The following is a 24,412-nucleotide window of genomic DNA, read 5'->3' as shown; positions in this document are numbered from 1 at the left end:
GCGGCGTACTCGGCCGCATCGGCGATCAATGGAGCGTGCTCAGAGGAGGTCATTTGACCGCCCGCTGCCAGGCGCGTCGGGCCTCGCGACCGAGGCCCCTGGGCAGGACGAGACGGGTAGCGCCGAGGTAGGCGAAAAACTCACGGCAGGCCTGCTCAAGGGCCTCGGGCAGGCCCTGGGTAAGCCTGGTTGGATGAATGTCAGGCTCCCAGTGCCAGGCGAAGAGTGTCAAGGTGCCCTGCTGACACTTGGCGTCGAAGCGAGCGATGAATCGCTCGCCCCACAGCACCGGCAGCACCGGCAGCACATAGTACCCCCAGCGCCGCTGGGCCAGGGGCTTGTAGACCTCCCAGACGTAATCGAAGCCGAAGAGCCGCGCGACACCGCCGCGGTCCCACATCAGCGGATCCAATGGGGCGAGAAAACGCACTCCTGGACTCGTGGCACCGGCCGAGTCGGGTGCCTCCTCCAGGACCGAGAGTGCCTCAGGCGTGGTCCAGTAGCCCGTGCCTTCCACGTCGAGCTCGATCAACTCTCCCCTGGCGATGGCCCGTGCGGCGATTCGGTCACGCTCCGCGCGCGGGCAGGGTAGCAACCAGACAGCGGCATCGGCGGTGGGGCGCAGCAAGCCAGCGGCCTGCACGCGACGGACCACCAGCCGCTGCAGGGCATCGTCCTGCGTGGCGTCCGGCACGCTCGCGCCCCGGGGCAGCACGCGTTCAGGCAAGTCGTAGGCATGGCGACCGCCCACTCGGTGGTGCGTCATCAAGCGCCCGGCGTCCCACAGCGCCTTGAGCAGATGGCGCGAACGCTTGGGTCCGTACCAACTACCGCGCAATGCGGGGTCGGCCCTTTGATCGCCGAGCTCGAGACTGGTGGCGGGGCCATGGCGTTCAACCTGGTCGACCAGGGCAAGGGCTTCCGGGGACTCGACGTCCACCCCATGCTGTCGCCAGCGCCGGGCGAACCAGCGATGGAACGGCGCCTGGGCCCACCACTCCCCGGGCTGAATCAGGCTGGCCTGCTTGTCCCAGCCATCGACCAGCAGCCGCTGACCATAGGCCGCCTGCAGCCAATCACCCCGCCGGTATCCGGGCACCCGGGACTGCAGGACCAGGTCCGGATTGGTACCGACCGGCGCCAGGGGATCGAACTGAATGGTCCCCAGACGACGGATGACGGTCGCCAGCGGTGCCAGCTGGAAGTGATAGCGCACCAGCAGGCGGCGGGCGTCGGCAGGTGTCAGGGTAATGCGCTGTTGGGCGGTCATCGGCAGTCCTTGTCCTGAGGCATACCCCATCTTAGGCGAACAAAGCTCCCCTAGGAGCCTGTCGGATTTGACCGATCGTCACGAGAGATTTGGATTTCGAGGCAAGTTTATCGATCTGATGAGGCGAATAGCCCGCTATTTAACGAATCAGCTCCTAGCCCCAGTTCCACTCGCTGCGCGCCACGGCATCGTGGGCGTGCAGGCTCTCGGCATGCACCACACGCACCTGAAAGCCACTGACGCCTGTCTGCTCGCGCAGGGTGTGGTGCAGACGGCGCGCGGCGTCCTCGCAGAACATCAGGTTCTGGCCGTTGGCCAGGGCGAAGGCCTGCTCGTCGATGCGCTTCACCGCCGTTTGCAGCGCGGTGCCCAGCGCTCGCTCCACCACGTTCACCAGCTGCAGCAGCGGCAGTTCATCATGGGCGTCTTCTTTCAAACGCACCGAGAGATGGGCCTGGCTGCGCTGGCTATGGGGCGTGGCCAGGATGCCCTGCTCGCTGACCAGCCAGGACCGGACCGCCTCGCGGCTGACCGGCATGTCGGTGAAGTCCTCGTCGAAGGCCTGCTGGATCAGCTGGCGCGACAGGGCGGCCGAGCACGGGCAGGTGGAGGAGTAGCCCACCGTGAGGTCGAGAATGGCGCTGAAGCCCTGGGCATCGCGCCGACAGCGCAGCGTGAAGGGGTAGCGCTTCCAGCCCGCCAGCGGACTGATCAAGGCCGGCCGCTTGAGCATCGCTTCGCCGCTCAGGTCGATGAAGGCCGTGCTGGAGAGCGCCGTATGGCTGTCGAGGAAAGCCCCCAGCACCGATGCCACTCGCGCAAGCGAGATCTCCCGCTCCTCGAGCTCGGCCAGTGCCAGGTAGAGGCGCGACATGTGTATGCCGCGGGCCGTGGGGTCGTCCAGGCTGACGCCCGCCGAGGCGTAGCCCGTCACCCCCTGCCCGGCGACCTGCAGCGGTAAGGCGATCTGCTCCATGCCGACCCAGCTCAGGGTGCCAAGCCGGGACGCGGGTGCTGCGGCGATATCTTCAAGCGGTAACCTGTTCATCGAATCGGGACCTTTAGCTTTCTTGGGCGGTTTGCCGAGGCATGACGGTGGTATTGGCAGACCGGAATAGTGCTTGGCCTGGATCGGGCCCCGACCACCGGCTCAGGTGGCCGGAGCGGGCTGGAAGTAGTCGAACAGCTGCGTGACCGCCTCGGGCGCCACGCCGTTGGTAATGAACACGAAGCGCGAGACACCGTCGCGGCAGGCCTCGACCGGCAGCGGCTCCGGCGGGTGGAAGATGTGCTGCACGCCATGCAGGGCCAGCGGTTGCTCGCGCCCGGCAATCTTCACGATAGCCTTCACCCGCAGGATTTTATCGCCCAGCAGCGACATCAGCAGGTCCAGCCAGTCTTCGAGGAGTTCGGGTGCGATGGGCTGCTCGACGGTGAAACAGAAGGAGCGGATCTGTTCGCCGTGCCGGGTCAGCGCCGGGCCGGATGCAGGCGCCATCATCGATGCCAGGCCGCCGGGAGTCGTTGGCGCCATACCTACGCCGGGGGAGGAAACCTGGGCATAGGAAGCCGCTTGCAGCCAACGCTCGGCGCGCTGCCCCTGTGCAGGCAAGCCGCTCCCGACCACATGCTCGGCCGCCAGCTCACCGTGGCGCACCTGCAACTGCTCGGCGGCCGGGTTGATCGCCGCCAGATGGTTGGCCAGCCGCGACAGCCGTTCCTCATCCACCAGGTCCGTCTTGGTAAGCAGCAACCGGTCGGCAACCGCCACCTGGCGCTGCGATTCGCGATGCGCATTCAGGGTCGAGATGCCGCTGGCCGAATCCACCAGGCAGATCACGCCATCCAGCGAGAAGCGGTGAGCCAGCCAGTGGTCGGTCATCAGGGTGTGCAGGATGGGGGCCGGGTCGGCAAGCCCCGTGGTTTCGATGATCACCCGCGAGAAGGGCTTGCCCCCCTCCCCCTCGATCGCCTCGCAGGCCTGCTGAACGGTGCGGCTCAGGTCACCGCGGATGGTGCAGCACAAACAGCCGCTGCTCATTTCCACCACGGTATGCTCGTCGCTCTCGGCGACCAGTCGGTGGTCCAACCCGATATCGCCGAACTCGTTGATCACCACCAGCGCATCCTTCATGGCGGACTGGCGGACAAGGCGATTGAGCAGCGTGGTCTTGCCGCTGCCGAGGAAGCCGGTGAGTACGGTAACGGGGATCAAGACGTTGTCATCAGGGCTCATACGAAGCACCGTCACGGGGCATGTTTATCGCCACATCGTTGAAGTGAAAGGAATTCTTGCAGACCCTGGCGAAACATCCCACTCGCACCGCCTTGGCGTGTCTCACGTTTCCTTGGCTAGCAGGGGTGCATCCCGAGGTCATGCTTATGTTATATCATAACACAAATAGGAACGTGAGCCCTGCTGTCAGCCAGCCGCCGACGCCCTCTAATCCAGGCCTCACAGGGTCGGGCCGCTCCGGCGTCGCCTGGGCGAGCGAGGCTGTCGTACCGCTTCACTCGAAATTAGCATTTTATTAATTTCAACGAAAACATGCGCTTCACGCCAATAGCAGAAAATTAAACAGAAAGACTTTGACCCAAGCCAGTAACCGTGACACCGTAGTCGCAGCTGGTTAGTAAGCGTTATAGAGTTTCAGTAGTGTTCGATTCTTTCGGCAGTCTGTAATTTATCTCGTTCTACCCGCTATAAACCTGGGTAAAACCAGAAACATTGCAAGGCGCTAAGCGCGAAAGGATTTATATTATGACGACTGGCACAGTTAAGTGGTTCAACGACTCCAAAGGCTTCGGCTTCATTACCCCGACTGACGGCGGCGATGACGTTTTTGCCCACTTCTCCGAAATTCAGGCAGATGGCTTCAAGTCCCTGCAGGAAGGCAGTTCCGTCTCTTTTGACGTGACCCAGGGCCAGAAAGGCCTTCAGGCTTCAAATATCAAGCAAATCGCATAACCTAACGGTTAAACGATTTGTCGAACCTTAGGGTTCGATGACAAGGCCCGCTTCGGCGGGCCTTGTTGCGTTATAACCATAAATCAACAACCATTACTCTCATGTTTACAAGATCGCCTCGACGAGATGCGCCCTACCCGACGGCGCCGAATAAGGCTCCGGCCAATATTCGACCAGCCGGGTGATTTTACCCTTTTCCACCCTAAAGAATGAGATAGCCGTCGCCGCCTGAACCCCGTCGGTAATGGCGACCTCCGTCACCACCTCATCATCACCCTCGACAATTCGATTCAGCGTGAACTGCCAGCGGCCATGCGCAGGGTATTCGTCATTCATCTGTACAAAGCGCTCTGCACCGCGGATACGCTCATTGGACTGCGGCCATTCGACAGCCGAAATCGTAGCCCCGGTTCGGCCTGCTCGGCTGTGAGGTGCCAGCCGTGCGCCATAGCAATCTCCTGGCAGATGGCCAGGCCTAGCCCAGCCCCGTGGTCTCGCCGATGCTCAGCACGCCAGAAGCGCTCGAACAGCAGGGGCAGTTGCTCCGCCTCGACGCCGGGGCCTCTGTCCCGCACGGTCACCGTATCGCCCTGGATCTCCACGCTGACGGAGCTCTGCGCGGGCGCATGCTGGATGGCGTTCTCCAGCAAGTTCTTCAGCAAGGTGAAGCAGGCCGCGCGGTCCGCTCTCCATTTCACGTCGCCGACAGCACGCACCGCCAAGTGCACGTCGGCGGATTCCGCCAGGCGCTGCAAGTAGGAGGCAGCCTCGTGGGCGACATCCTGCATCCCGACGTTGGAGAAATGGTAGTTGTGCGCCTCGCTGGCTTCGGCCAGGAGAAGTAGCTGCTGCACCTGCCGCGTCATGTATTCGACGTCGCTCAATAGCGAGTCCCGGTCGCTTTTGCCCTCCTCTTTCAACTCAATCTGGGCGCGGATCAACGCCAATGGTGTCTTCAACTCATGAGCCGCATTGCCGAGAAACTCCTGCTGCACGCGATAGCCTCGATCGAGACGCTCCAGGGCTCGATTGAAGCTGTCCACGAGAGGGGCGATCTCCGCTGGCACCGCCTCCGTCTTCAGCCGGGCATCGATGGAGCGCGGCGAGATGGCTGCGGCGGACTCCGACACGTCTCGCAGCGGCTTGAGGGTGTAGCGCAAGGTGATATAGGCGCACAAGCCGAAGGCGATGAATAGGACAGTGCCGAACACCATGACGCCGGCGACCATACGCGGCAAGGCAACTATGTGGAGGATCTCCATGAACCGCTCGCTGGCGACGAACTGCAAATACCAGGTTCGCCCGGCATGCTCGAGGGGCTTCGTGGCGCCGTAGAAGGTGTTTCCCTCGTGCTCGAAGGTAAAGTTCCCGCGGGCCAGTCGAAGGAGGTCGCCGTCATTCGGCCAGAAGTTTTCTCCCCTACTCGAGAAGGCAGCCACATTCCCGGCGTCATCCAGAATTCGATAGGCCGTTTCGCGTTGTGGTCCTTCGTATAGCCAAGCGCGATCGTCCATGCTCGAGTCGAAGCCGGTGGGTCTGCCACGGCTGTTGAACTCAATGTTTTTCACCAGTTCATCCGCAGCGTCAGCCAGATCCATCCGAACCAGTACATTGCTCTTGACCACCACCACCGCAACGATCACAAGCAGCGTGATGCTGAGCACCATTCCCGCCACATAGGCCAACAGCACCTTCAGGCTGATGCTATTCAGCGGCATCAGTTTCACGAAGCACATAGCCCAGCCCCCTGAGGTTGTTGACGATCATACACATGACGGAATCCCATAAGATCGGCTGATGCGTTAGCGCCAGGAGGCTCTTCGCATTGAGTGGAGGTGCTTGCCAACTAACAGAAAGCCGCATCGGCCAGCAGGACTTTCAGTTGCAGTCTATTCAGCGGCAACATCTTCACGCAGCGCATAGCCCCGCCCCCTGACGTTGACGATCCGCTGTCGCGAACCGATAGCAAGCAGCTTGCGGCGCAGGCGGTGCAGGGCAACGTCCAGGGCATTCGGTGTCACCGCCTCGCTCAGCCCCCAGGCCGCCGCTTCCAGCGCGCTGCGGCGCACGACCTCTTTGGGCTTGTGCAAGAGCAGCTGCATGATGTGCAGCTCCGCCGGGGCGAGAGTGACGCTCTCGTCACCGCGGCACAGCACGCCGGCTGCGGGGCGCAGGGTGAGATCGCCATGGCTGGGATCGAGCGAATGAAACGCCACGGGCCGACGCAGCAGTGCCCGGACACGCGCCACCATCTCGTCCATGGCGAAGGGTTTGGGCAGGTAGTCGTCGGCGCCGGCTTCGAGGCCCTGCACCCGGTCATGCAGCGCATCGCGTGCCGTCAGCACCAGGCAAGGCATACCCAGGCCCGCTTTGCGCAGTTTCTGCAGCAGGACTAGGCCATCCCCATCCGGCAGGCCCCGGTCGAGAATCAATGCATCATAGGGCATCTGCTGAATGGCAGCCCATGCGCTGTCGATGCGGCCGGCCACATCGGCGGCGATGCCGGCGGCTTCCAGCCCCTTGCACATCAGCCGGGCCAGCCGGTCGTGGTCCTCGACCAGGAGTATTCGGCTCATCAGAAGCGGTAAATGTAGCCAAGGAACACGCTATTGGTGGTGGAGCGATCCACCAGCGGGCTGTCCTTGATCTCATCCGACAGGCTTGTCACTTCGACACCCATCAGCATCGAGTGGTGCTTGTCGAACATATAGACGCCTCGAACCCCCGCCTCGATGTTGATAGCGGACTCCCCTGAATAGACGGGGCGGTCGATACGCGCCTCGCTGTCACGAACGCCGAAGTAGTAATCGACGGTTTTATCGTCCTGCCAGCTCGCCCCCACGTGCGGGGTGAGCAGAAAATGATTACCGACACGCCACGTCCTCTTCAGGCCGATATTGATGACCTGCCCGTTGCTGTTGCCTGAGGCGTCGGCAAGCCATTCGGCGCTGACGTCAACCAGGTCGCTGCTCCACTCCACCTTGCCGCCCGCCCAGAAGCCGCCCTTGCGTTCGTCCATACCATCGAGGATCGGGGCGTCGTCCTCCTCGTAGCCGCTGCCGTCGTACTTGCCGACGAGGCCGAAGTTGAGCTGTTGAGAGTCGCGGATGTCGAGACCCGGCAGCTTGAATCTTATTTGGGGGCCAAAGAGATGAATGTACCGGTTCTCCACCTCAAGCAACGGTATGGGCGTGTTGTCACGGTCGATACCGGCGTAGGGCTCCTGCTCGCTCATTACCCCAATGCCTAGTCCCCAGGTGGTGGAGGACGACTCGGAGGTCGGCTCCTGGCCCATGGCCGCCACCGAGGCACAGAGTCCAACAGCAAGCATTGAAGCGGCTGCCATGCGTGAGACAACAGTATGGTAGCTCGAGACTAACGGGGGTATTAGTGACATGAGCGGTTCTCGTGTGTTGTTAACAGAAGCCCACTTTCGCAGCCACCTTCTTACGGAAAACTTACCGAAAGTTCCTCGGCTCATCCCAATTCCCGGTAAGACTTCTGAAAGACACATTGCCGGATAGTCCCGTCCCATGAGAGACGAGGACACCACATGCGCCCATCCACCGATGTCATTCCTGTCGCCTTCATGCCCCGCCAGCGACGTATGGCAGGCATGAAGGCGCTGCCCGGCGGCAAGCCGCGGATGCTTGCGACCTGGCTCGTCGTTACAGCCGCCGCACTGCTCGCCGGCTGCACGTCGATCATGCCCCAGGCTCTACCCGAAACCCAGCCCGGCAGCACCGCGGCGCCCGTTGCCGGGCAATGGCACGCTCCGCTGCCCCACGGCGGGCAGGTGGCGGACCTGAGCCGATGGTGGGCCCAGTTCAACGACCCCCTGCTGCTGCATCTCATCGATGCCGGGCAGCAGGCCAGTCCGACCGTGGCGCAGGCATCCGCGCGCCTCGCCGATGCCCAGGCTGCACGTGTGGCACAAAACGCCGTCCTGAAGCCCTCGCTGGATGCCAGCGTCGGCGCAAGCCGGGGGCGGCCGGCCCTGGATGCACCGGTCGCCACCGAGTCGTCGGCAGGCTTGCAGCTCGGCTGGGAGCTGGACCTCTTCGGTGCAGGCCGTGCCGCTGCCAACGCCGCGCAGGCGCGGCTCGAATCCAGCCAGGCCGGTTGGCATGACGCACGGGTTTCGGTCGCGGCAGAAATTGCCACGACCTACGTCGAGCTACGCGCCTGCGAGATCCTGGTCCAGCTGGCCGAGATCGATGCCCAGTCGCGGGCACGGACGGCGCAGATCACCCGCCTGGTGGCAGACAAGGGCTTCCGCCCCCCGGCCGAGGCGGAGCTGGCGAATGCCAGCGCGGCGCAAGGCAACGTAACGCTGATCGAGCAGCAGACGCAGTGCGATCTGCTGGTCAAGGCATTGAGTGCCCTGGCGGCGCAGAACGAAGCGGCGCTACGGCGCGAACTGGCCTCCGCCACCGGCCGGCTGCCACGCCCGGCCGAACTCGCTGTCACGACGATGCCGGCCGAGATGCTGGCGCAGCGCCCCGATATTCACGCGGCAGCGCGTGACGTGGAGGCGGCAAGTGCCGATTCGGACCAGGCGCGGGCGCAGCGCTGGCCTCGCATCACCCTGGCCGGGAACATCGGCACGACGCGCATCGCCAGCGGGGGCATCAGCACCAATGGCAGCGTATGGAGTATCGGGCCGGTGACGGTAACGCTACCGCTGTTCGATGGCGGAACACGACGCGCCAATGCGGAAGCGGCACGCGTTCGCTACCAGGCCGCCACCACCGTCTATGCCGCGCGACTGCGTGAAGCGATCCGCGACGTCGAGGACGCGCTGGTCATGCTGGACAGCACGGCCAAGCGCAGCGAGGACGCGGCCAGCGCCGCCGATGGATTCACACGCTCCTTTGAAACCACCGACGCCAGCTACCACGCCGGTATCGCCAGCCTGTTCGAGCTCGAGGATGCGCGCCGCAGCATGGTTGCCGCCCAGAGCACCGTGATCGAACTGCAGCGTGAGCGAATCACCGCCTGGATCCGCCTGTATCGCGCGCTAGGCGGTGGCTGGCCCGCAACCGAAGTACATGCCGCACGCAGCGAAGCAGCGGCTCAATGAACGAATCAAGGAACATGATGATGAGTCAATCACGTTCATTCGCGGCCGCCGCGGTCGTTGCGATGGGCTTAGCCGCGACGCTCGTCTGGATCATGTATGACGCCGGCAGGGTCCCGAAGGATGAAACCATAACGGTCGCGCAACCCGCACTGACCGTGGCAGTCACCACGCCTCGACCCGCCATGCTGCCCACCACGCTATCCGCAAACGGAGACATCATGGCCTGGCAGGAAGCCAGCATCGGCACCGAGGCGAACGGCCTGCGCCTGGCCAGCGTCGAGGTCAATGTCGGCGACGTCGTCCAGCGCGGCCAGGTGCTCGCGACGTTCGCGTCCGATACGGTGAACGCCGAACTCGCGCAGAGCCGCGCCGCCGTCGCCGAGGCCGAGGCGGCGCTCGCCGAGGCCGCGGACAACGCACAGCGCGCCCGGGAGCTACAGGCCACAGGCGCGATGTCGGCACAGCAGATCTTCCAGTACATCACGGCCGAGCGTACTGCGCAGGCCAGGCTGGAATCGACGCGAGCCGTCGAGAACACGCAGCAGCTTCGCCTGGCTCAGACTGAGGTGCGCGCCCCTGACGATGGCGTGATCTCGGCCCGCAGTGCAACGGTCGGCGCAGTGTTGCCCGCGGGCCAGGAACTGTTTCGCCTGATCCGGCTCGGTCGGCTGGAATGGCGGGCCGAGGTTGCCGCTTCCGATCTGGAGAGGCTGCAGCCCGGCCAGAACGCCTGGGTCACCCTGCCGGGTGGTGGCGAGCTGGAGGGTCGCGTGCGTACGATCGCGCCGATCGTGGATACCGCCACCCGCAATGGCCTGGTCTATGTCGATCTACCGATAAGCGAAACCGCCCGGGCGGGCATGTTTGCGCGCGGCGAGTTCGAGCTGGGCACACGCCAGGCCCTTACCCTGCCGCGATCCGCGGTGCAGCTCCGCGATGGCTTCGGCTATGTGCACCGCGTCGATGAAGACGGCCGGGTGGCGGAGTCGAAAGTTGCCTTGGGCCAGCACACGGGGGACCGGATCGAAATTCTCTCCGGGCTTGCGCCCGATACCCCGGTCGTCGCTTCGGGCGGCGCCTTCCTCGGCAACGGCGATCGCGTAGAGGTGGTCGCGGAGCGGCTGCCATGACGATCAATACCTCCTCCTGGGCAATTCGAAACCCCATACCGGTCGCCCTGCTCTTCGTGCTGTTGACCTCGTTGGGACTGATGTCTTTCAGAAGCATGGTTATCCAGGACTTGCCGGATGTGGACATACCCCGGGTGATTGTCTCCGCCTCGCTGCCGGGGGCTGCCCCCGCCCTGATGGAGAACGAAGTCGCCCGCAAGATCGAAAACGCCATTGCCACGGTGGACGGCGTCAAGCACATCATCACCACGCTGACCGATGGGCACGCCGAGATCGGCATCGAGTTCCGGCTGGAAAAAACCATACAGGAAGCGGTCGATGACGTGCGCGACGCCGTCTCTCGCATACGCTCGGACCTGCCTGCCGATCTGCGTGACCCGGTCATTCAGAATCGGGGGTTCTCCGAAGATCCGCTTCTGCTCTACGCAGTGGCCTCGTCCCAACTGGACGAAGAAGCGCTGTCCCGGTTCGTGGATGACCGGGTCACCAGGGCCGTGCTGACCGTACCTGGCGTGGGTTCGGTACAGCGGATCGGCGGCGTCGATCGCGAAGCCCGCGTGGAACTGCACCCGGATCGGCTGCTGGCACTGAACACGACGGCGCTGGACATCTCGCGCCAGCTGCGCCAGGCACAGCTGGAAGCACCCGGTGGGCGCACCTCCATCGGCGGTGCCGAACAGGCCGTGCGCATCCTCGCCAACGTCGCCTCGGCGGCCGAGCTCGCGGCAATGGAACTGGCCCTCAGCGATGGCCGCCGCATTCGCCTCGACCAGGTCGCCACCGTTACCGATACCGTGGCCGAACGGCGCTCAGCGGCGTTTTTCGATGGCAGACCCGTCGTCGGCTTCGAGATGACCCGGGCACGAGGGTACGGCGAGGTCGACGTGGCCGAGGGCGTGCAGTCCGCCCTCGCCGCCTTGCAGGCGCAACACCCCCATGTCGAGATCCAGCAGGCCTTCGACTTCGTCGAGCCGGTACGGGAGAACTACCAAGGCTCCATGCGCCTGCTGTTCGAGGGCATGCTGCTTGCCGTGCTGGTCGTATTCTTCTTCCTGCGCGACTGGCGTGCAACGCTGATTGTCGCGCTGACGCTACCGCTGTCGATCATTCCGACCTTCGGCATCATGCATCTGATGGACTTCTCGCTCAACCTCGTGACGCTGCTGGCGCTATCGCTGGTGATCGGGGAACTCGTGGACGATGCCATCGTCGAGATCGAGAATATCAAGAGACATCTGCTGATGGGCAAGCCAGCACGCCAGGCCGCGATGGATGCCGCAGCGGAAATTGGCCTGGCGGTGGTCGCCACCACCTTTACCTTGATTGCCGTTTTCCTGCCCACGGCCTTCATGAGTGGCACGGTGGGACGCTTCTTCGTCCAGTTCGGTTGGACCGCCTCGGCGGCAGTGTTGTTCTCGCTGGTGGCCGCACGCCTCCTCACGCCGATGATGGCCGCTTACCTACTGCGCGAACCCAGCCAAGGCCATCGCGAACCGACATGGGTGTCGCACTACCTGGTCGGGGCCAGCTGGTGCCTGCGCCACCGCAAGGCAACGCTCCTCGCTGCGTCAGCATGCTTTGCCGGTGGCCTATGGCTGGCCTCGACCCTACCGGGCGCCTTCATACCGCCCGACGACAATTCCCAGACCCAGGCGACACTCACCTTGCCGCCCGGTAGCACCTTGCCGGAAGCGACGCTGCTTGCCGAGCAAGCCCGCGCACGACTGGAGGAGAATCCCTATGTCACGCGCGTTTTCGCCGCCGTGGGGGGCGCTTCGAGCGGCGGCGATGCTGAGGTGACCCGCCTGGTGCTGACCGTGGGCTTGGCGGATCGCGCCAGCCGTGCAGGCATCAAGCTGCAGGCAATCGAGCAGCAGCTGCGCGATGCGCTCGCCACGCTTCCCGGCGTGAGAAGCAGCGTGGGAGTCGACGATTCCTACGAACTGGTACTGGCCGGGGAGGATAGCCGGGTGCTCGAGCAGCATGCCCGGCAGATCGAGGGAGATCTTCGCGCCATTCCTGGCATTGGTGCCGTGAGTTCGACGGCCACCCTGGTCAGGCCCGAACTCATCGTGCGCCCTGATTTTGCCCGCGCCGCCGACCTTGGTGTATCGGCCCTGGCCATCGCCGATACGCTGCGCATCGCCACGCTGGGCGACAATGCCGAGGACCTGCCGAAGTTGAACCTCAGCGAGCGGCAGGTGCCGATAATGGTGCGCCTGACGGATGTCGCCCGGCAGGACATCGCGACCCTCAGGCGCCTGCCCGTGCCCGGTGCGAGGGGGATGGTACCGCTCGAAAACGTGGCGTCTCTCGAATGGAGCAGTGGCCCAGCGGAAATCACCCGGTACGACCGCCTGCGCAACGTCAACTTCGAGATAGTGCTGCAAGGGCGGCCCCTGGGAGAGATCGAGCAGATCGTTCAGGCGCTGCCCAGCGTGCGCCAGCTGCCGCCGGGCATCCACCAGGCGGCAACAGGCTCCGCGGAGGATATGGCCGAGGTCGCCACGGGTTTCGGGATCGCCATACTCACCGGCGTCCTGTGCATCTACATGGTGCTGGTACTGCTGTTCAGGAGTTTCATTCAGCCAGTCACAATCCTCTCGGCGCTGATGCTCTCCGTCCCAGGCGCCTTCCTGGCGCTGTTCGTCACCGGTTCATCCTTGTCGCTTCCGGCGATGATCGGATTGATCATGCTAATGGGCATTGCCACGAAGAATTCGATTCTGCTGGTGGACTACATCATCATCGCGCGCCGAGACCACGGCCTGAATCGTTGGGAAGCGATCATCGACGCCTGCCGCAAGCGTGTCCGGCCGATCGTGATGACCACCCTCGCCATGGGGGCCGGCATGACACCGATTGCGCTCGGCTGGGGCGCCGATCCAAGCTTTCGCTCGCCGATGGCCTTCGTCGTGATTGGCGGGCTGATCACCTCGACGCTCCTGAGCCTACTCGTCATCCCGGTGGTGTACAGCTGCCTGGACGACGGGGTGCGATGGGTAACGCACTGGAGAGCACAATGGGCCCCCCAGAAGTGGCGCCGTTCATGAGCCCGGTAATCACGCGGTCGCTGCACTACAGGCTGCTGTCTGGGCCTGACAGCAGCGCCTTGCGAACGCTGGCGAAACCTGACAGCCATGCGGGCCGCCTCGCCGCCGCCATTGCGATCCTCCGGGCCGAGTACCGGTCTCGCGTGCCGGTGGATCGACTTGCAGCGGAAGCCGGCATGAGCCTCACCTCGTTTCACAAGCACTTCAAGCACATGACCTCGCTGACGCCCGGACAATACCAGAAGCGGCTGCGCCTGGTCGAAGCGCGCCGCCTGATGCTCGACGAAGGTTCCTCAGCCAGCAATGCAGCCTTCGCGGTGGGCTACGAAAGCGTATCGCAGTTCACTCGCGATTACGGCGACCTGTTCCAGATGCCGCCGAAACGCGACGCGCTGCGCGTGTTGAGACCTCCCGAGGTCGCCGGCCGAGACACAGACGTTTCGCCACGAGCCGGTGCTTGAGTCGGCGATAAAGGCTGTTACGCCAGCCACATGCCGAGCAAGAGCTGCTGCAGAAGGTATTGGACGTGCTGGACCTGCTGGGGCTCGAGGTAGTCGTGCGACGCGAGAGTGGCGTTCGTCATGGGGTGTGATGGCACACTGGAGGTTTAACACACCGATCAATGGGTTGGCAGGCTGCAACCCGGGCCACCGCTGCACTTCGAGTATGCCCCCATGGCAGGGGCATCCTGCAGCCGTGAGCCTCGCGCTGTCGCTCACACAGCACGTTACGCTGGCGATGTGGAACTGGCCCGAAGCACGTATTACATTCAGCCGATGTTGCTTCTGAATACTGATGCCATTTTTATGTTCAACAGCTGATCTACCAGCTCTCGAATCTTGGATTCGGCATCAATGAATTTATTCATATTTCCACCGCCACGCCTGGAATCATAAATCGCCTCACCGTCGAGGCTTCCGTTGCGATAGATCTTGATTTCGGCATACGACATGTACAATGCCAGGTCCCATGACCAGTTGGCAGTGTATCGCGCTACCCATTCACAGGAAGCTGCCACGGCCGATTCATCAACTATCTCGTAGGCGATATTCTTGTGATCCAGCGCCGATGAAAATTCCACCAGAAAGCCCTCACGCACCGCAGGGTTCTCGACGATACACAGCCGATGGCCACTGTCGATCTGCACAGGCTCCACCTTCTGATGAATGGTACAGCCGGACACCAGCAAGGCCACAGCCAATAGAATTACCGCCTTCATCTTCATCCCTTCTCCAAAATTGTCGTTTCTCTATTCATCGATGTCATCAGAAAGACATTTCCCAAACGCACCTGAAGCACCGTACTCATGGCAGGAAATCCTGCCCATGGCGTTATCGGCAACGACGTCTTTCGCTTTAATTCGGTGCGACAGGCATGGATGCTCACATCAAGGGCTGAGGAGCAACTGTCGCAAGCGACCGGAACGTTGGGCGGCGGATCCGAGCAGCTAAAACGCACTCGGAAACGCCGTTCAGTCTGAATCTCGAAGTGAGGCCTCTAACCGACGACATGAGTTCGACGCCCTTAGATGCTATGTTATATCGTACCATTTCGATCAAGTTTTGGAGCCCACCATGGCAAAAGTCCCGGTCACCGTCCTGACAGGCTATCTGGGAGCAGGCAAGACGACGCTGCTCAATCGCATCCTTTCCGAGGACCACGGCAAGCGCTATGCCGTCATCGTCAACGAGTTCGGCGAGCTGGGCATCGACAACGACCTGGTGGTGGGGGCCGACGAAGAAGTCTTCGAAATGAACAACGGCTGTATCTGCTGCACCGTACGCGGTGACCTGATACGTATCATTTCAGGCCTGATGAAGCGCATCGACCGTTTCGACGCCGTCATCATCGAAACCACCGGGCTGGCCGACCCCGCCCCCGTGGCCCAGACGTTCTTCGTCGATGACGACGTGCGCAGCAAGACGGAGCTGGACGCCGTGGTGACCGTCGTCGATGCCAAGCACCTTCCCGCCAGGCTCGACGACAGTCCGGAAGCCGCCGAGCAGGTCGCCTTTGCCGATGTCGTCGTGCTCAACAAGATCGACCTTGTCGATGACAACGAACGCCAGGCCCTCGAACGGCGCATCCGCGCGATCAATCCCTATACGCGGATCATTGCCGCCAACCATTGCGACATTCCACTGGAGCAGGCGATCGGGCTGGGCGCGTTCGACCTGGAGAGGATCATCTCCCTGGAACCGGAGTTCCTCTCCGAGGAGCACGCCCATGAGCATGACGAGCAGGTGAAGAGCATCTCGCTGACGGCGACTCGCCCGCTGCTTCCCGAGCGATTCGAGAAATGGATTGCCGCGGTGCTGCGCATCGACGGCGTCAACATCCTGCGCTGCAAGGGCATTCTCGACCTGCTGGGCCAGGAGCGGCGCTACGTCTTCCAGAGCGTGCACATGCTGGCAAACGGCACGGCCACCCAGCCCTGGCAGAGCGATGAAGCGCGCCACAGCCGTCTGGTTTTCATCGGCCGCGATCTCGATGCCGATAAGCTCCAGGCGGGCTTCGATGCCTGTGTGGTTGCCTCCCCTACCTCCCGGGAGCAAGCATGAGCCAACCCGCCCCGATCCTCGAGCAGTTGGGTCACCAATGGCAGTGGTCGGCGTATGTGCTGTCGGCATGCTTCGACGCAGCGAACAACCTCGCCTTTGCCCTTGGCGACGGCAGCCTCTACCTGCTGCCCGCCGGGAGCCAGCAGGCGCCCGGACGCATCGAGGTGCACGAGGGAGTGTCGCTGAGCATGGCCGCCGCACCGGGCGAGGGCTTCGTGAGCGGGGGCGACGATGGCCGCTTCGTGCGGATCGCCGTGGATGGCACGCTGCACGATCTCGCCACCTTCCCGGGGCGCTGGGTCGATCATGTCGCCAGCCATCCCAACGGGGTAGTCGCCTGCTCCGAAGGCAAGCGCCTGCATCTGTACGCCGAGGGCCGCGACGAGATCGTGCGCGAGTTTCCCAGTACGGTGGGCGGTATCTGTTTCTCGCCGGACGGCTACCGGATCGCGGTGGCACACTATGGCGGCGTCACCCTATGCTCCGCGCGCTCCGCCGATGCCACGCCGGTGCCCCTGACATGTCCCGGCTCGCACCTGTCGGTGACGTGGAGCCCCAACGCCCGCTTCGTGCTCTCGGCCATGCAGGAGGATTGCATTCATGGCTGGCGGCTGGAGGACAAGGACGATCTGGTCATGAGCGGCTACGCCACCAAGGTAAAATCATGGTCCTGGTTCAATGGCGGACGCTACCTGGCCACCAGTGGTTCGAACTGCGCCCCCTGCTGGCCGTTCAAGGGTCGCAAGGGCCCCAAGGGACGCACCCCGGAGACGCCCGGTGACAGCTCGAGCGCACTGGTAACGGCCGTCGCGGGGGATCCAGCCCACCCCATTCTCGGGATCGGTTACGATGACGGCCAGGTCACCGTGGCTGACATTCAGAGCGGCCAGGAAGTCATCATCAAACCGCCGGGAGACGGCGCCATCACGGCCATGGCCTGGTCCCCCAATGGCGCGTGGCTGGCCTTTGGCACCGACAAGGGCTTCGCGGGGCTTTTTCCCGTGTCAGGCTGAACAGTTTGGAGAATGAATGATTGCCAAGAAAGAACGCGGCAAGATGGAGCGGCGATTGGCCGCTTCGCTGACACATGCCTGTGAGCAGGCCAAGCCCCTACTGCCCGGCTTTTGCTGGCTGACCCACGAGGTCGATTACCAGCGCTTCCCCGAGAGCCTGGTGGTCACCTGGGTGTTCGATACCCACCCCAACCTGGCGAACGCGCTCAAGGGCGATGCCCGACGCTGCATCAATGACCTGACCGCCGAGGCATTGGTTGATGCCGGCGTCGATGTCGGCGACGCCTCAAGGCATCTCGACTTCGACAGCGAAGAGGCGTGCCAGCGGGAACACGGCGGCGACTGGCAGCGTCGGCTACGCACCAAGACCATGAGGCACTGAATGGCCAAGAAGATCGAAAGTCCCTGTGTCTCGATTTGCCAACTATCGGGAGGCCTGTGCACCGGCTGCGGCCGCACGGTGGAGGAGATACGCCATTGGAAAGCCATGAAGCGGCCGGAAAAGATGAAAACGGTGAAGCGCGCCGATGAGCGCTTGAAGAAGATCCCGCGCGACTGATGCACGCTTAGCGGAGGTGCGCCGACGGGGCGAAGCGCCAAGACCAAACACCGTTTTAGCGCGGCAAGCCAACGACGATACCTGAATCTACTGATGCTGGACAGAGTTACCGATCGGTAATTTCCCCCACTTATCGTACCTTTAATTCCACCAGAATTACCGTTCGGTAATTATTTCATTGTGGAACAGGAGAGCCGGGCCTAGAATTACCGAACGGTAATCATCTCGAAGGTTCCCATGCCTACCAACGACTCTCTTGCCCCCTTGGCCACCCCCATTCGCCACAGCGAAGACCTCGGCAAGCTGGTACGCCAGCTGCGCGCCGAACAGGGGCTCTTGCAGATCGACCTCGCCGGCCTGGCCGGCACCGGCAACCGTTTCATCGTCGACCTGGAGCGGGGCAAGCCGACACTGCAGCTGCAGAAGGTATTGGACGTGCTGGACCTGATGGGTCTCGAGGTCGTCGTGCGGCGCAAGGGTGGCAGCCGACATGGCGCGTGACGACACCTTGGCGGTTTACCACGGCGACAAGCCTGTCGGCCGGCTCTACGACGCTCAACCGCTGCGCTTCGAGTATGCCCCTGAATGGCTGGAGCATCCTGAAGCGGTCAGTCTCTCGCCCTCGCTGCCGCTCACGCAGCAGGCTCACGTTGGCGATGCGGTGCTGGCCTACTTCGAGAACCTGCTGCCGGAAGGCGACCTGCGCCACCATCTGGAACTTCGCCACCACACCACGACCGTTTTCGGCCTGCTGAAGGCCATCGGTGGGGACACGGCCAGCGGCTTCACCTTGCTGCCACCGGGCGAGTCACCGGCTCCGCCGCACTATCGCCCCATCAGTTGGGAAGCGTTGGCGGAGCACTTGCAACACAGGGAACGGGGCCCACTGCTCTCGCAACAAGGAGAGGAAGCCCGCATCTCGCTGGCCGGCGCTCAGGACAAGCTACTCCTGATGGTGCTGGAAGACGGGAGCCCCGCCATACCGGAAGGATCGGCGCCTTCCAGCCATATCCTCAAGCCGGACATCCAGGGCCTGAGGGGCGTATGGAGCTCCGCCATCAACGAGACCTTCTGCATGCGGCTGGCCGCCGAGCTCGGGCTCGAGGTCGCCGAGACCAGCTACCAGCCCGAGACACGCGCCTGCCTGGTACGCCGCTACGACCGGGTTCCCGATGAACAGGGCGGACTACGGCGCCTGCACCAACTCGATTTCTGCCAACTCGCCGGCACTCCCTCGTCAATCAAATATGAAAGCGACGGCGGCCCCGGCCTGACACGCTGCCGCGAACTCCTGCAGCAGGTCGGGACCCCGGCCAAGGACTTGCAGCGGCTGATCGCTTGGTTCTTCTTCAACCTGCTGGTCGGCAACAACGACAGCCACGCCAAGAACCTCGCCATCCTCTACACCAACGAGGGTCCTCGGCTGGCACCGTTCTACGATCTGATGAGCACGACGCTCTATAGCGGGCTCTCGCGCCGCTTCGCGTTTCGCATCGCCGACGAGGATCGCCCCGGCAACATCGAACGCTCGCACCTCGAAGCGCTGGCACGCTCGCTGCGCTTCCAACCACGCTACTTCCTACACCAAGGGCTAGAACTCGCCGAACGCATGCCCATCGCCATCGAAAGCACGCTCGATACCCTCGGCGCAGTGACCCACCACGGCACCGAACAAGCGCTATTGGAAAGGCTACAGCAGCATCTGCTGAGTCATTGTCACAAGCTACCGGAACGGTGGAAAGCTGGGATGGCGCGTCGCTAGCGCGTTTCCAGCAGCGTATCGACCAGCTCGGCCAGGCTCGCCTCGCAGCGCGCCACTGATATCGAGCAATACCGCCTTCAGCATTACCGTCTCTCCCCGTCGCTTCTCTGCAGGATTGACTCCATTGATGCTAGTCCGCGCGCCGCCACCAATCCAGCGGCAAAATAATTCTATATAGCCTCCATTTTTTGAGTAAATATTCTGACTTTTATTTCAATAATAGATCTATCATCTTAATTATCAGCGTGTTGCCGATTTTATGAGAAGTACTGCTAAACTCCAGGCATCACAGGCTCCGCCCCATGGGCGGAGCTTTCTATATACATCGGCAGGGAGACCTTCATGGCCCGCAATATCATCGTTCTTGGTGCCGGCATGGTCGGCGTATCAGTGGCCTGGCATCTGGTGCGTCGCGGTCATGACGTCACGCTGGTGGACCGCCGCGAGCCGGGGCTCGAGACCTCCTTCGGCAATGCCGGCATCATCCAGCGTGAGGCGGTGCGCCCCTACGCCTTCCCCCGCGATATCGGCACCCTGCTGCGGGTGCTACCCAACCGCAAGGTGGATATCCGCTACCGCCCCACCGGCATGATGAACGCGGCGGGCCCGCTGCTGAACTACTGGCTGAACTCGAGCGGTAAGCGCTACGAGCGCATCGTGCGCGAGTGGGCGTCGCTGATCATGCGCTGCCAGGATGCCCACGCGCCGATGATCGAGGCCGCCGGCGCCGAGGCGCTGGTGCGCAAGGGCGGCTGGCTGGAGCTTTACCGCACCCGCAAGGAGTTCGAGGAGCGCCAGGAAACGGCCAGGGAGAACCACGAGCGCTTCGGGGTCGAGTATGAGGTGCTTGACGCCGAGGCGCTCTACGCCAAGGAGCCGCATCTGGGCAAGGGGCTGATCGGGGCGATCTACTGGACGCAGCCCTGGATGGTCTCGGACCCGGGCGGCCTGGTACAAGCCTACGCCCGCAGCTTTGCTGAACAGGGCGGCCAGGTGATGCAGGCCAGCGTCGAGGACGTGCTCCAGGTAGAGGGCGGCTGGCAGGTCAAGACCAGCGAGGGGGCCCTGGAGGCAGATGAGGTGGTGGTGGCCCTGGGGCCCTGGGCCGGCGAGCTGCTGGCGAGGCTGGGCATGAAGGTGCCGCTGTTCGTGAAGCGCGGCTACCATATGCACTACTCCGCCGAAGAGGGAGCCAAGCTCAACCACTGGGTCATGGACGCCGAGAAGGGGTTCCTGCTCGAGCCGATGCGCGCCGGGATTCGCCTGACCACCGGCGCCGAGCTTGCCGACCTGGACTCGCCGCCCCAGTACAAGCAACTGGCCGCCGCCGAGAAGGTGGCACGCAAGCTGTTCCCGCTGGGCAAACGTCGTGACGGCCAGCCCTGGAAAGGCGCCCGTCCCTGCCTGCCCGACATGAAGCCGGTGATCGGCCCGGCCCCCGACAAGGCGGGGCTGTGGCTCGCCTTCGGCCACGGCCATCAGGGCTTTACCCTGGGCCCGGCCACCGGAGAGCTGCTCGCCCAGATGATGGATGGCGAAGAGCCCGCGGTGGATATGACGCCGTTCCGCGTCGATCGCTTCTGAATGTGAGGTCTCTACGAAAGCGGCGCACCCGGCACCCTCAAGGCCGCCGCATGGCGGCGACCAGGGCACTCGCCCCGATCAGGCTGCCGGCACCGGTGCGGTGCAGGATACGGCGCAGCCGTGCGCTCAGCATCCGGCCGCCGCTGGTCGCCAGGAAGGTGAAGGCAAGGTCGCTGAGCACGCCGATGGCCAGGAAGGTCGAGAACAGGATGGCCAGTTGCGGCAACAAAGGCTGGCTGGGTGCCACGAACTGGGGCATGAAGGCCATGAAGAAGGCCAGGCTCTTGGGGTTCAGCGCGGTGACGAGAAACGCCTTGGCCGTACCGAGCCGAATATCCGTGCCCGTGGGCTGCAGATCGCCCAACTGGCCGGCCTCGCGCCACATCTTGATACCCAGGTACAGCAGATAGGCCGCCCCGAGCCATTTCAATATCTGGAACAGCTCTGCGGAAGCCATCAGGAGTGCGCCGACCCCGGCGAACGATAGGATCATGGCCAGCAGGTCACCCAGGAAGAAGCCGGGAAGCATGGCCAGGGCCGCCCGTCGCCCACGGTTGACCCCGGTGGTGACCAGCAGAGCCACGGCGGGGCCGGGGGACGCGATGATCAATAGTGAGGCCAGGCAGAAGGAGAGCCAGAGTTCCAGAGGCATAACGTGTTCCTCGCATGACGTTCAATGGGGCATACTGTGGCGCTCAGCACATGAACACGATCATAAAGGATCGCTGCCGTTGTCAGCCAGATTCAATCAGCACACCGCCCCCGCCACCATGCCCATTCTGATCACTATCCGAATCCATTGAGCGCGCTGATCTGCCTCGCTACGGATGCGCTCAAATCATCTGGAAAGGCCAGCAACCATGAAAGGTCGGAAAACGGCCGAGTGGTGAATGTGGGCCAGCGCACCGACACAGGTCTCGGGTCAGGTTAATATGTCTCTAACTCTGAGTCCCGATGGCTTCATGGCGAGGCTCAGCGTGGATACCCGCTATCCACAGGGGCAATCTCCAAGAGCAATCCCCATGAACAAGCACCAGATCGAAGACCTAAATTACGAGGAGTACCCGACAAATGTCGAATAACCCGATGAACATGATGTTCGCATGGATGAAGATCGCATCTTCCTACAACCAGATGCTGATTTCTTCCGGTGAGGTGATCGCCCGCCGCACCATGATGATGGCCAGCGGCACCATGACCATCCCCGATGCCATGAGCATGATGATGGAGAAAGGAACGATTTACGCCACAGCGACCGAGCGAGCGGCAGTGGCGATGGCCAGCGGCGCCGACCCCGCAAAAATCACAGCGGCAGCGCTGAAGCCCTACAGCACCAAGACCCAGTCTAACGTGCGTAAGCTGCGGCGCTGAGCGGAGCATAGTCCTCCGCGATAATCGCTTCGAGTAAGGCAAGCAATGTTTAACCGCCACACGGAATTATCCGTCAGTGGCGGTTTTTTTGTTCTTGGTCCTGACCCTCTAGCTCGATCGCAGCGCCTGGAGCACTAGCCGCCGCTCCAGGTGTTCGTTCCAGCCGGTGGGCCGGTCCAGCTCGAGCCGGGCCAGCAACGACCGTTCAGCGTCGCTGGCTTGGCTCGCACCCAGAGCGCTGAGCAGGGCCTTCAGCTTGCCGCGCCGGGTGGCGGTGCGCGCCTTGAGCTGCTTGAGGGCCTTGCCCAGGGTCAACTCCTCGTCGGTAAAGTCGGTGCCAAACGGAAACCGGGGGAAGACCTGCTCGCCCCCCATCTGCTCAAACTGCTGCGCCAATTGCGCCGGGGTGTTGTCCCGCCAGTGCGCGGGCATCTCGAAGCCGGCGGCCACTTTACCGGCGGACTTGGCATGCGCCAGCAGCTCAGGCTGGAAACGCGCATCGGCAATGGCGATCAACGCCAGGCATACCTGCTCGTCAGACCGACCGCGCAAATCGGCGATACCGTATTCGGTAATCACGATATCGCGCAGGTGGCGGGGAATGGTGCAGTGGCCGTAGCTGAACAGAATATTGGACAGGGTTTCGCCGCCGCTCTCGCGGGTGCTGCGCAGAGTAATGACCGAGCGAGCCCCGCTCAGCTCGTGGGCCATGGCGACAAAATTGTACTGCCCGCCCACACCGCTGATCACCCGGCCATCTTCCAGGCCATCCGATACCACCGCCCCATCGATCGTGCACAGCATGGCGGAATTGATAAACCGCGCATGCTGGCGCTGGGCCACCTTGAGCCGCTGATTCCCGAAGCGGTGATCGTAGAGGTCATTGATGTAGTTGACGCTGGTCATGTTGATGCTGGCGCGCTCGGCGTCGGACAGCGCGTGCAGCTTGTCGTAGAAACGCCGAGGCCCCACATAAAAGCCGCCGTGCATCACCACACCCTTGGCCGTCTCGGAGTGGTCGCTGCTCTCCGAATCGATCTCACCACGGTTGATCGCTTCCTGGAAGTCGGCGTCGGCAAAGACCCGGCGCTTGAGCACATCGCCTTCCATCAGGTAGATAAAGCCATCCACCATCATCTCGCTGCAGCCATACAGACCCTGACTGAAGGGCTGGGTGTCGCCCCACTGCTCGGCTACCGGAAACCGCTCGGCCACCTGCAGATCCTGGTAAATCGCCTGCCAGCGGGCATTGTCCCGCTGGCGCAGCAGGGTGCTGTGCACCAGCGCCGCCCCTAGGGAACCGATGCCGATTTGCAGCGTGCCGGCATCCTTCAGCAAGCAACTGGCGTAAAAGCCGATCAGGTGATCTTCCGACGAGATGGGGGTCTGGGGCGCGCTGAACAGCGGGTACTCGGTATCCGGGTTTTCCAGCAGCAGATCAAAGTCGGTGCGCGCCACAGCCGCGTCATTACCCAGATACGGCAGGTGCCGATTGGTTTCCGCGACGCAAACGGTGGCATAGGGTTGCTCGCGCAGCCAAAGCAACGCATCCAGGGTCATGTCCGGATTGCAGCTCAGGCTCACCGTTTCGCCCCGCTCATCGGGCGCTACCAACTGAGCCAGCACATTGATGCCCTGGGCCATTAAATCGCGCAGCGCGTGGGTGTAGTTGGTGCAGATATAGTGGCGCTGCTGGTCGGTGTTGTTCTTCAGGTTGCCGGCCTGGAAAAAGAACTCGGCCACAGTGACATTGTCCGGCAGGCGGTTAGCCTGGGCATCCCTGGCATAGGCCAGCTCGGGGATATCCCCGTACAGGCGCTCGACAAAAGGCCCCAGGAAACGGCGCTCCAGGGAGGAGCTGCCCGCCGGTGCCAGCAAAGAGAGAGCGGTGACGATATGCAGCTTGATCGTCGGATCACGCTGGGCGCGGGCATAGAGGGCGTTCACAAATCGCAGGGGTTTACCCAGCCCCAGCGGCAGCCCCAACACAATGTTCTTGCCCACGCGATCGATGACCTGATCCACACACGCCTCAGCGTCCTGATAACTCACCGGCAC

At 63.1% G+C, this 24,412-nt stretch carries 23 protein-coding genes; 13 read left to right on the top strand and 10 right to left on the bottom strand.

From position 1 onward, the window contains the following. Window positions 1–49: 49 nt before the first annotated feature. The 3 genes from DU505_RS07370 to DU505_RS07360 all read right to left on the bottom strand — a co-directional run bounded on the left by DU505_RS07370 (window position 50) and on the right by DU505_RS07360 (window position 3,506). Window positions 50–1,270 (bottom strand): DNA glycosylase AlkZ-like family protein, encoded by a 1,221-nt coding sequence (locus tag DU505_RS07370; RefSeq protein WP_181872756.1) that lies wholly within the window; start codon window positions 1,268–1,270, stop codon window positions 50–52. A 154-nt stretch (window positions 1,271–1,424) separates the two neighbouring features. Further along, window positions 1,425–2,318, bottom strand: a complete 894-nt coding sequence (folE2, locus tag DU505_RS07365; protein ID WP_114478351.1) for a GTP cyclohydrolase FolE2 — start codon at window positions 2,316–2,318, stop codon at window positions 1,425–1,427. Between the two features lie 102 nt (window positions 2,319–2,420). Beyond that, window positions 2,421–3,506, bottom strand: a complete 1,086-nt coding sequence (locus DU505_RS07360) for a CobW family GTP-binding protein (protein ID WP_114478350.1) — start codon at window positions 3,504–3,506, stop codon at window positions 2,421–2,423. A 525-nt stretch (window positions 3,507–4,031) separates the two neighbouring features. On the opposite strand from DU505_RS07360, the gene DU505_RS07355 reads away from it, so the two are divergent. Continuing rightward, the gene (locus tag DU505_RS07355) at window positions 4,032–4,238 is read left to right on the top strand and encodes a cold-shock protein (RefSeq protein ID WP_066451504.1); all 207 of its coding nucleotides are present in this window, start codon (window positions 4,032–4,034) and stop codon (window positions 4,236–4,238) included. A 105-nt stretch (window positions 4,239–4,343) separates the two neighbouring features. On the opposite strand, the gene DU505_RS07350 is transcribed toward DU505_RS07355, so the two are convergent. The 4 genes from DU505_RS07350 to DU505_RS07335 all read right to left on the bottom strand — a co-directional run bounded on the left by DU505_RS07350 (window position 4,344) and on the right by DU505_RS07335 (window position 7,569). Next, entirely contained in the window at window positions 4,344–4,574 is a 231-nt protein-coding gene (locus tag DU505_RS07350; RefSeq protein ID WP_245947805.1) for a nuclear transport factor 2-like protein, read from the bottom strand. Continuing rightward, the gene (locus tag DU505_RS07345; RefSeq protein ID WP_114478348.1) at window positions 4,571–5,974 is read right to left on the bottom strand and encodes an ATP-binding protein; all 1,404 of its coding nucleotides are present in this window, start codon (window positions 5,972–5,974) and stop codon (window positions 4,571–4,573) included. The genes DU505_RS07350 and DU505_RS07345 overlap by 4 nt, the downstream gene beginning before the upstream one ends. A gap of 153 nt (window positions 5,975–6,127) precedes the next feature. Beyond that, window positions 6,128–6,814, bottom strand: a complete 687-nt coding sequence (locus tag DU505_RS07340) for a response regulator transcription factor (RefSeq protein ID WP_114478347.1) — start codon at window positions 6,812–6,814, stop codon at window positions 6,128–6,130. Further along, window positions 6,814–7,569, bottom strand: a complete 756-nt coding sequence (locus DU505_RS07335; protein ID WP_245947803.1) for a MipA/OmpV family protein — start codon at window positions 7,567–7,569, stop codon at window positions 6,814–6,816. The genes DU505_RS07340 and DU505_RS07335 overlap by 1 nt, the downstream gene beginning before the upstream one ends. A gap of 222 nt (window positions 7,570–7,791) precedes the next feature. Between DU505_RS07335 and DU505_RS07330 the strand changes: the two genes are divergently transcribed. Genes DU505_RS07330 through DU505_RS07315 form a run of 4 tightly spaced genes read left to right on the top strand, consistent with a single transcriptional unit; the run spans window position 7,792 to window position 13,965 of the window. After that, window positions 7,792–9,321, top strand: coding sequence for an efflux transporter outer membrane subunit (locus tag DU505_RS07330; protein WP_220250447.1), 1,530 nt, complete (start codon window positions 7,792–7,794; stop codon window positions 9,319–9,321). A gap of 20 nt (window positions 9,322–9,341) precedes the next feature. Beyond that, complete coding sequence (locus DU505_RS07325) at window positions 9,342–10,451, top strand: efflux RND transporter periplasmic adaptor subunit (protein ID WP_245947802.1); 1,110 nt, start codon at window positions 9,342–9,344, stop codon at window positions 10,449–10,451. After that, complete coding sequence (locus tag DU505_RS07320; RefSeq protein ID WP_114478345.1) at window positions 10,448–13,504, top strand: efflux RND transporter permease subunit; 3,057 nt, start codon at window positions 10,448–10,450, stop codon at window positions 13,502–13,504. Before DU505_RS07325 ends, DU505_RS07320 begins: the two co-directional genes overlap by 4 nt. Then, window positions 13,501–13,965: a helix-turn-helix domain-containing protein gene (locus DU505_RS07315; RefSeq protein ID WP_245947801.1), complete on the top strand. Its 465-nt coding sequence runs from the start codon at window positions 13,501–13,503 to the stop codon at window positions 13,963–13,965. The genes DU505_RS07320 and DU505_RS07315 overlap by 4 nt, the downstream gene beginning before the upstream one ends. A 308-nt stretch (window positions 13,966–14,273) precedes the next feature. On the opposite strand, the gene DU505_RS07305 is transcribed toward DU505_RS07315, so the two are convergent. Then, the gene (locus DU505_RS07305; RefSeq protein ID WP_220250445.1) at window positions 14,274–14,729 is read right to left on the bottom strand and encodes an Sbal_3080 family lipoprotein; all 456 of its coding nucleotides are present in this window, start codon (window positions 14,727–14,729) and stop codon (window positions 14,274–14,276) included. A 349-nt stretch (window positions 14,730–15,078) separates the two neighbouring features. Between DU505_RS07305 and DU505_RS07300 the strand changes: the two genes are divergently transcribed. The 7 genes from DU505_RS07300 (at window position 15,079) to DU505_RS07270 (ending at window position 20,983) form a co-directional block, all read left to right on the top strand. Continuing rightward, window positions 15,079–16,065 carry a CobW family GTP-binding protein gene (locus DU505_RS07300; RefSeq protein ID WP_114478343.1) on the top strand — a complete coding sequence of 329 codons (987 nt, stop codon included), beginning with the start codon at window positions 15,079–15,081 and terminating at the stop codon, window positions 16,063–16,065. Next, window positions 16,062–17,078, top strand: a complete 1,017-nt coding sequence (locus DU505_RS07295) for a WD40 repeat domain-containing protein (protein ID WP_114478342.1) — start codon at window positions 16,062–16,064, stop codon at window positions 17,076–17,078. Before DU505_RS07300 ends, DU505_RS07295 begins: the two co-directional genes overlap by 4 nt. A gap of 16 nt (window positions 17,079–17,094) precedes the next feature. Beyond that, on the top strand, window positions 17,095–17,460 hold the full coding sequence (locus DU505_RS07290; RefSeq protein WP_114478341.1) for a hypothetical protein: 366 nt from the start codon (window positions 17,095–17,097) through the stop codon (window positions 17,458–17,460). Further along, window positions 17,461–17,637 (top strand): DUF1289 domain-containing protein, encoded by a 177-nt coding sequence (locus DU505_RS07285; RefSeq protein ID WP_114478340.1) that lies wholly within the window; start codon window positions 17,461–17,463, stop codon window positions 17,635–17,637. A gap of 237 nt (window positions 17,638–17,874) precedes the next feature. Then, window positions 17,875–18,138, top strand: a complete 264-nt coding sequence (locus DU505_RS07280; RefSeq protein ID WP_114478339.1) for a helix-turn-helix transcriptional regulator — start codon at window positions 17,875–17,877, stop codon at window positions 18,136–18,138. Next, window positions 18,128–19,399, top strand: a complete 1,272-nt coding sequence (locus DU505_RS07275) for a type II toxin-antitoxin system HipA family toxin (RefSeq protein ID WP_114478338.1) — start codon at window positions 18,128–18,130, stop codon at window positions 19,397–19,399. The genes DU505_RS07280 and DU505_RS07275 overlap by 11 nt, the downstream gene beginning before the upstream one ends. 342 nt (window positions 19,400–19,741) lie before the next feature. Beyond that, window positions 19,742–20,983, top strand: a complete 1,242-nt coding sequence (locus DU505_RS07270) for an NAD(P)/FAD-dependent oxidoreductase (protein WP_114478337.1) — start codon at window positions 19,742–19,744, stop codon at window positions 20,981–20,983. Between the two features lie 37 nt (window positions 20,984–21,020). Here the strand turns inward: DU505_RS07270 and DU505_RS07265 are convergent, their stop codons facing one another. Beyond that, window positions 21,021–21,635 (bottom strand): LysE family translocator, encoded by a 615-nt coding sequence (locus DU505_RS07265; protein WP_114478336.1) that lies wholly within the window; start codon window positions 21,633–21,635, stop codon window positions 21,021–21,023. Window positions 21,636–22,054: 419 nt separating this feature from the next. On the opposite strand from DU505_RS07265, the gene DU505_RS07260 reads away from it, so the two are divergent. Beyond that, the gene (locus tag DU505_RS07260; protein WP_114478335.1) at window positions 22,055–22,354 is read left to right on the top strand and encodes a hypothetical protein; all 300 of its coding nucleotides are present in this window, start codon (window positions 22,055–22,057) and stop codon (window positions 22,352–22,354) included. Between the two features lie 108 nt (window positions 22,355–22,462). Here DU505_RS07260 and DU505_RS07255 read toward each other — a convergent pair whose 3' ends face one another. Further along, window positions 22,463–24,379 carry an acetyl-CoA hydrolase/transferase C-terminal domain-containing protein gene (locus DU505_RS07255; protein WP_245947800.1) on the bottom strand — a complete coding sequence of 639 codons (1,917 nt, stop codon included), beginning with the start codon at window positions 24,377–24,379 and terminating at the stop codon, window positions 22,463–22,465. Between the last annotated feature and the right edge of the window lie 33 nt (window positions 24,380–24,412).

The sequence above is a fragment of the Billgrantia montanilacus genome, assembly GCF_003336675.1.
Taxonomy (GTDB): Bacteria; Pseudomonadota; Gammaproteobacteria; order Pseudomonadales; family Halomonadaceae; genus Halomonas; species Halomonas montanilacus.
The sequence above is the reverse complement of the archived record's forward strand: the minus strand, read 5'-3'. Positions and strand labels throughout refer to the sequence as shown.

Bases quoted from the DNA above. Each gene is read 5' to 3' on its own strand.
- DU505_RS07265 (WP_114478336.1), bottom strand. From the start codon at position 21,635: ATGCCTCTGGAACTCTGGCTCTCCTTCTGCCTGGCCTCACTATTGATC.
- DU505_RS07320 (WP_114478345.1), top strand. From the start codon at position 10,448: ATGACGATCAATACCTCCTCCTGGGCAATTCGAAACCCCATACCGGTC.
- DU505_RS07345 (WP_114478348.1), bottom strand. From the start codon at position 5,974: ATGTGCTTCGTGAAACTGATGCCGCTGAATAGCATCAGCCTGAAGGTG.
- DU505_RS07370 (WP_181872756.1), bottom strand. From the start codon at position 1,270: ATGACCGCCCAACAGCGCATTACCCTGACACCTGCCGACGCCCGCCGC.
- DU505_RS07360 (WP_114478350.1), bottom strand. From the start codon at position 3,506: ATGAGCCCTGATGACAACGTCTTGATCCCCGTTACCGTACTCACCGGC.
- DU505_RS07270 (WP_114478337.1), top strand. From the start codon at position 19,742: ATGGCCCGCAATATCATCGTTCTTGGTGCCGGCATGGTCGGCGTATCA.
- DU505_RS07285 (WP_114478340.1), top strand. From the start codon at position 17,461: ATGGCCAAGAAGATCGAAAGTCCCTGTGTCTCGATTTGCCAACTATCG.
- DU505_RS07305 (WP_220250445.1), bottom strand. From the start codon at position 14,729: ATGAAGATGAAGGCGGTAATTCTATTGGCTGTGGCCTTGCTGGTGTCC.
- DU505_RS07280 (WP_114478339.1), top strand. From the start codon at position 17,875: ATGCCTACCAACGACTCTCTTGCCCCCTTGGCCACCCCCATTCGCCAC.
- DU505_RS07300 (WP_114478343.1), top strand. From the start codon at position 15,079: ATGGCAAAAGTCCCGGTCACCGTCCTGACAGGCTATCTGGGAGCAGGC.
- DU505_RS07315 (WP_245947801.1), top strand. From the start codon at position 13,501: ATGAGCCCGGTAATCACGCGGTCGCTGCACTACAGGCTGCTGTCTGGG.
- folE2 (WP_114478351.1), bottom strand. From the start codon at position 2,318: ATGAACAGGTTACCGCTTGAAGATATCGCCGCAGCACCCGCGTCCCGG.
- DU505_RS07290 (WP_114478341.1), top strand. From the start codon at position 17,095: ATGATTGCCAAGAAAGAACGCGGCAAGATGGAGCGGCGATTGGCCGCT.
- DU505_RS07350 (WP_245947805.1), bottom strand. From the start codon at position 4,574: ATGAATGACGAATACCCTGCGCATGGCCGCTGGCAGTTCACGCTGAAT.
- DU505_RS07355 (WP_066451504.1), top strand. From the start codon at position 4,032: ATGACGACTGGCACAGTTAAGTGGTTCAACGACTCCAAAGGCTTCGGC.
- DU505_RS07295 (WP_114478342.1), top strand. From the start codon at position 16,062: ATGAGCCAACCCGCCCCGATCCTCGAGCAGTTGGGTCACCAATGGCAG.
- DU505_RS07330 (WP_220250447.1), top strand. From the start codon at position 7,792: ATGCGCCCATCCACCGATGTCATTCCTGTCGCCTTCATGCCCCGCCAG.
- DU505_RS07335 (WP_245947803.1), bottom strand. From the start codon at position 7,569: ATGCTTGCTGTTGGACTCTGTGCCTCGGTGGCGGCCATGGGCCAGGAG.
- DU505_RS07260 (WP_114478335.1), top strand. From the start codon at position 22,055: ATGTCGAATAACCCGATGAACATGATGTTCGCATGGATGAAGATCGCA.
- DU505_RS07275 (WP_114478338.1), top strand. From the start codon at position 18,128: ATGGCGCGTGACGACACCTTGGCGGTTTACCACGGCGACAAGCCTGTC.
- DU505_RS07325 (WP_245947802.1), top strand. From the start codon at position 9,342: ATGAGTCAATCACGTTCATTCGCGGCCGCCGCGGTCGTTGCGATGGGC.
- DU505_RS07340 (WP_114478347.1), bottom strand. From the start codon at position 6,814: ATGAGCCGAATACTCCTGGTCGAGGACCACGACCGGCTGGCCCGGCTG.